5 protein-coding genes and 1 pseudogene are annotated in these 4,956 nt (G+C 69.8%); 4 read left to right on the forward strand and 2 right to left on the reverse strand.

Features of this window, described 5'->3' with window-relative positions; genetic code table 11:
• Positions 1–639: 639 nt before the first annotated feature.
• Entirely contained in the window at positions 640–951 is a 312-nt protein-coding gene (locus ABZZ74_RS52500; protein ID WP_356951210.1) for a single-stranded DNA-binding protein, read from the forward strand.
• Positions 952–1,165: 214 nt separating this feature from the next.
• On the opposite strand, the gene ABZZ74_RS52505 is transcribed toward ABZZ74_RS52500, so the two are convergent.
• Complete coding sequence (locus tag ABZZ74_RS52505) at positions 1,166–1,657, reverse strand: hypothetical protein (protein WP_356951211.1); 492 nt, start codon at positions 1,655–1,657, stop codon at positions 1,166–1,168.
• Between the two features lie 146 nt (positions 1,658–1,803).
• Here ABZZ74_RS52505 and ABZZ74_RS52510 point away from each other — a divergent pair, with 146 nt between their 5' ends.
• From ABZZ74_RS52510 to ABZZ74_RS52520, 3 genes are all read left to right on the forward strand, one after another.
• Positions 1,804–2,424: a bifunctional DNA primase/polymerase gene (locus tag ABZZ74_RS52510; protein WP_356951212.1), complete on the forward strand. Its 621-nt coding sequence runs from the start codon at positions 1,804–1,806 to the stop codon at positions 2,422–2,424.
• A complete protein-coding gene (locus ABZZ74_RS52515) occupies positions 2,421–3,986 on the forward strand; it encodes a phage/plasmid primase, P4 family (protein WP_356951213.1) in 1,566 nt (521 codons plus the stop codon). Before ABZZ74_RS52510 ends, ABZZ74_RS52515 begins: the two co-directional genes overlap by 4 nt.
• A 124-nt stretch (positions 3,987–4,110) precedes the next feature.
• A complete protein-coding gene (locus tag ABZZ74_RS52520; protein ID WP_356951214.1) occupies positions 4,111–4,488 on the forward strand; it encodes a DUF6009 family protein in 378 nt (125 codons plus the stop codon).
• A gap of 205 nt (positions 4,489–4,693) precedes the next feature.
• On the opposite strand, the pseudogene ABZZ74_RS52525 reads toward ABZZ74_RS52520, so the two are convergent.
• Positions 4,694–4,956, reverse strand: a pseudogene (locus ABZZ74_RS52525) (cold-shock protein); the annotation flags it as partial.

Raw genomic sequence — 4,956 nt, forward strand, 5'->3', positions numbered from 1 at the left:
GGGCGTCGCCCGCGCGATACAGCCGCAACGCGGAAGGCGGTGGCGAGACGCTGCTTGGTCGGCGGCTACACCGCGCCGGTGGAACGCGTGCTGCGGGCAGGTGCGCTCGGCGAGTCCGGCGTCCGGCGGTGAGTGCCGCCCCTGCCTGAACCGTCGCGAGCGCGCCGCCGCTGAAGCCGCCCAGCAGCAGCCCGAGACTGGCGGCGGCATCTTCGGTCGGCGCCGCCGCACCTGACCCGCCGCGCCCTGCGATCCGCAGGCAACCACCCCTCGACCATTCGCTGTGTTTCACCCTCCTGACGCGGTGTTCACCCTCCTGACGCGCCGGGGCGGGTGGGGACGGTGGTGGGGGTTTAGCGTCGTAGTGCCTTGCGCTGTGACAGGACCGCAGGGCGTGGCTGGCCCCTGCACGCAGCGCCCTGGGCAGGGGCCGCCGCCATCCCGCTTGTCACGCGATCTTCCGGCATCCGCGCAGTCACCTGCCTCGGGGGATCGGGGGCGTCGGCCCGGTGCTCGACTTTGTCGGCGGGGCTGCGCGTGGCCGGGGCTGGCCCGGCGTCCCGTTGCGGGTGGGGACGCCCGATGAGATGAGGTCGGCCGGGGTGTGTCGGTGGGGTGGGAGGGTGCCGGGTATGCGTAATGAGCCGGCAGTTGGCGGAGAATCTGGCGGGGTCGGTGTCGAAGGGGTCGCGGGTGGTGGTGGCGGGCCGGCTGCGGACCGACCGGTGGGAGACACCGGAGGGGGAGAAGCGGTCCCGCATGGTGCTGGACGTCGATGATGTGGGGGCGTCCATGACGTTCGCGACCGTCACGATCACCCGTACCACGCGCCCGGTCCCGCCGCGGGAGACCGCGCCGGACGATCCGGGGGCCACGGCCAGTCCTGTCCGGCCTGCGGCGCCCGTCGATGGGGGCAAGGGTGAGGGCCCGTCTGCGGACCCCCCGTTCTGATTCGGCCGACCGGGATGCGGTGGCCGTGTGCGTGCGCCTGTTCCCTCGGGAGCCGCCGTGTCCCGTTCGGGACGGGGCGCGCCTCGCTGCCGGCGGGGGAACGCAACAGCGAGGCGCGTGATCATATGGTGACAGTCGGTCGTCGGTTTTCGCCAGTAAGGCTACTGCCGTGTGCGGTCGGAGGCCGGCTGGGATGGTGGAGCCGCCTGAGCCTTCAGCTGGCTGAAGTGCCGGTTGCGGTAGGCGTGGCGGTGGCGGTGGGTGTGGGGGAGGGGGTTCCGATGAAGCCGTTGTCGACCACGAGCAGGGGCGGTGCGTCGGCGGGCGGGGGTGAGGTGATGCCGTCCAGGACGCGGGAGATCTCGTTGTACATGCGGACGGCTTCCGCTTGGCCGGAGACGCTCGGGGCCCGCCAGTCCAGCATCCGCAGGTAGTCGGCGAGCTGATGTCCGGTCAGGCGTATCCGGGACAGACCTCCCGGCGTCTTCGTGATCTTCGAGGCTTTCACTTGGCCTCGGCTCATCCTTTCGTCGTTGTTCGGTGTGGAGGCTGAGGTCACGTCCCGTAGGTCGCGGCTGCATTCGATGTAGAACACCTCAATGCCGACGGCCTTGCGTAACCGCTCCTGATGGCGGCTGGGTGATTTGGTGCTCTGGGTGCCGCAGCCCGCCAGGATCACGGCCACCACCGCGGCTAAGACGGCCACTCCCGTACGCCTTCTACGCATCACGCCCCCCAAAGGTGTTGGTCGAAGGCCAGGATCACCAGCGCGGCAGTGTTCCGGCAGGGCGCAGTCCCGGAGCGGGTTGGGGCGCGAAGGGCGCATCAGGGGCACGCTCGTCTGTCTGCGGCGTGCGCCTTGCCCGTCCGGCCGATCCGACCAGAAGGCGAAAACCCGACTCTGGTCATGACCTGGCCTTTCACCCCGAGATCCGGCTGCGCTGCTCGACCGGCTCCAGCCCCAAGGTGGCCCTAGCCTGGCAGGTGGACATACGCGCGGAGGGCGGCTACATCATCGCCCCCACCACCCGCACCAGTCAGGGCCGTTACGAGCCCCAGGGCCCGGCCCGCACCCCCGCCGTGCTGCCCGAGTGGCTGCATGCCGAGCTCGTCCGTACCGGGCACGTCATCGCACCCCCGCCACCGCGCCGCCCGCCCAACCCGGCGTCCCGCTCCGGGATCCGACGCCGTCCGGCGACCGCGCACCGGCTCCTGGAACCCCTCCTGCAGGCCGTCGCACAATGCGCGAGCGCCCCGGAGGGCACCGGATTCACCGAGAAGCTCAACCGGGCCGCCTACACCGCCGGCGGCCTCGCCGCAGCCGGCCACATAGACCACGACACCGTCCGCCAGAGTCTGCTGCACGCCGCGAGCCAGGCCCGCCCCTGGCAAGGCGCCCGCAACGAGCAGATCACCGACGACGGCCTGGCCGCGGGGGCCGCCCGGCCGTTCCACCCCGAAGGACGTCCATGAGCACCGCCGAGAGCACGCCCCGGTTCGATCCGCAGGCCGCCGCTCAGCAGATGCTCGACCTTGAGCGGGCCGAGCCTGCTTCCACTCTGCTGCCCGCCCAAGCCAGCGCCGAACTCCCTCCCACTGCCAGTGGCCCCCATCCCAGCCCTGCGGCATGGGCGGCACCACCCGCCCCGTTGCCGCCGTCGCTGAGCGACCGCGGCAACGCCCGGCTGTTCGTCCAGCTCTACCGCGACCAGTTCCGGCACGTTGAGGGCCTGGGCTGGTTCACCTGGGACGGCTACCGCTGGAAGCGCGCCGGCGGGGAGAAAGCCGCTCTGTGGGCCGCGGGGGAGATGGCCGAGGACATGCCCGCCAGCGACCCCCGCGGAATCTTCAGCGACCGTGAACTGGCCCACCACAAACGACGCACCCTCTCCACCACCGGGATGAAGGCCCTGCTGACCCAGGCCAAAGCCTCCCCGGATCTGTCCGTCGACCCCGACATCCTCGACGGCGACCCCTACGCCCTGTGTACTCCGGCCGGCGTCGTCGACCTGCACACCGGACTTCTGCGCAAACCCGACCCGGCACGCGACTTCCACTCCCGCGCCACCAGCGTCGCCCCCCTGCCGATGGACACCCCCCGCTGGCACACCTTCCTCGCGGACACCTTCGGCGACGACGCCGAAGGCGCCGAAATGATCGACTTCCTGCACCTGATGCTCGGCTACTCCGTCACCGGCGACGTCGGTGCCCAGGTGCTGCCCTTCCTCCACGGCGAGGGCAAGAACGGCAAATCCGTTCTCCTGGACACGATGATCCAGATCCTGGGCGACTACGCCGACGCCGCCCCGCCCGGCTTCCTCATGGACCGCGGCGCCTTCTCCGAGCACTCCACCGAACTCACCGAACTCCACGGCCGCCGCCTCATCGTGTGCAGCGAACTCAAGCCCAACGACAAGTTCGACGAGGCCCGGGTGCGCCTCCTCACCGGCGGCGACAAGATCAAAGCCCGCCGGATGCGGCAGGACTACTTCTCCTTCACCCCCACCCACCACCTGTGGCTGCTGGGCAACCACCGCCCGGAAGTCTCCACCGGCGGCTTCGCCTTCTGGCGGCGCATCCGGCTCATCCCCTTCACCCGCACCGTCCCCGCCAAGCGCCGCATCGACAACCTCGCCTTCGAACTCGTCCGCGACGAAGGCCCCGGCATCCTGCACTGGCTCATCGAAGGCGCCCGCCGCTACCTCGCCACCCGCGACCCCCTCGAAGGCCCCGGCCGCGTCCGCATCGCCACCAGCGCCTACGCCACCACCGAAGACCACATCGGCCGCTTCCTGACCGAGTGCTGCACCCGCCCCGCTGAGGCGAGCACCGACACCGAACTCCGCGTCGAACAAGGCCTGCTTTACGCCGCCTACACCGCCTGGTGCAACGCCGGCGAAGGCGTCCGCGCCGCCACCGCCCGCGCGTTTGCCACCCGCGTACGACAGGAACTCAACCTCGGCTCACCCGCCGACATGATCAAATCCAACGGCCGCAAGTACTACCCCGGCCTCGCCCTGCTGGACACCGAATGACCACCCCCGCCGCCATCCGCACCAACAAGCACGCCCTACGCCCCGCCCTGCCACCGCTCTACCATGGACCCACACGCCCGGCACCCCACAGGGCAAGCCGGCCGACGAAGGAGGGGCTGCAGCCATGAGCTCGCTGTTGACCGCAAGCGACCTCACCCACGAACAAGATGTGGTGTGGCTGGAAGACCCCACCCACTTCGACTACGTCCGCCAAGCCCTGGACAAGACCAAACGCCGCAACACCAAACCCCCCTACGCCCGCGACGGCCGCATGGTCGGCTACGCCGTCCTCGACGATGAGGCCGAACCCGACCCCGACAGCGGCCTGTACAAACGCCGCGTCCTCTTCGTCCTCCCGCACGACCGCGACAGCCACCCCGACGGCGTCTACCGCGAAGGCGCCCCCGGCGAAGCCGTCGACCCCCGCACCATCGAACCCAAAAAACCCGGCGCGAAAACCCCCCGCTCCCAGCACGGACCCGCCGCCATAGCCACCGCCTGAGACGACGATCACCAAAGGTGAACGGTGCTCAGGCTCGGCAGGGTGAACTCTCTCGGAATGCCTGATCGGTTCGCCCAGTGGAGCCCGAACCTCGGTCAGACCCCACCGCATGCTTCCAACTAACTCGCGGCGCGGGGTGAACTGGACTGGTCGCGGAATGTGGGCTGTGCCGGGGTTTCTGGAATGGTGCGAGCGTCGCTCTATATTATTCGTCGAGTTGGTCGACAACAGTCCTCAGCAGGCTGGCAATGCTTCTCCCGGTGGCCTTGTTGGGATAGCGGCCCCCTTCTAGTATCGGCGTGGTGTTTTCAACAGGGTTGTCAGGCTTCGGATGACATGGGCCAGCTCCTGCGGCTCACGTTGCGCCGTAGTCACGGGCGGAGAAGGACTGAGGATGGTGACTGAACGTGCCTGGTCCCCTCTGCTTCCAGTGGTGGCCTGGAACTCTACGCGCTCGCCCGGTTTGAG

Origin of the sequence: Streptomyces sp. NPDC006476 (assembly GCF_040612015.1) — a bacterium.
Classification (GTDB): domain Bacteria; phylum Actinomycetota; class Actinomycetes; order Streptomycetales; family Streptomycetaceae; genus Streptomyces; species Streptomyces griseorubiginosus_B.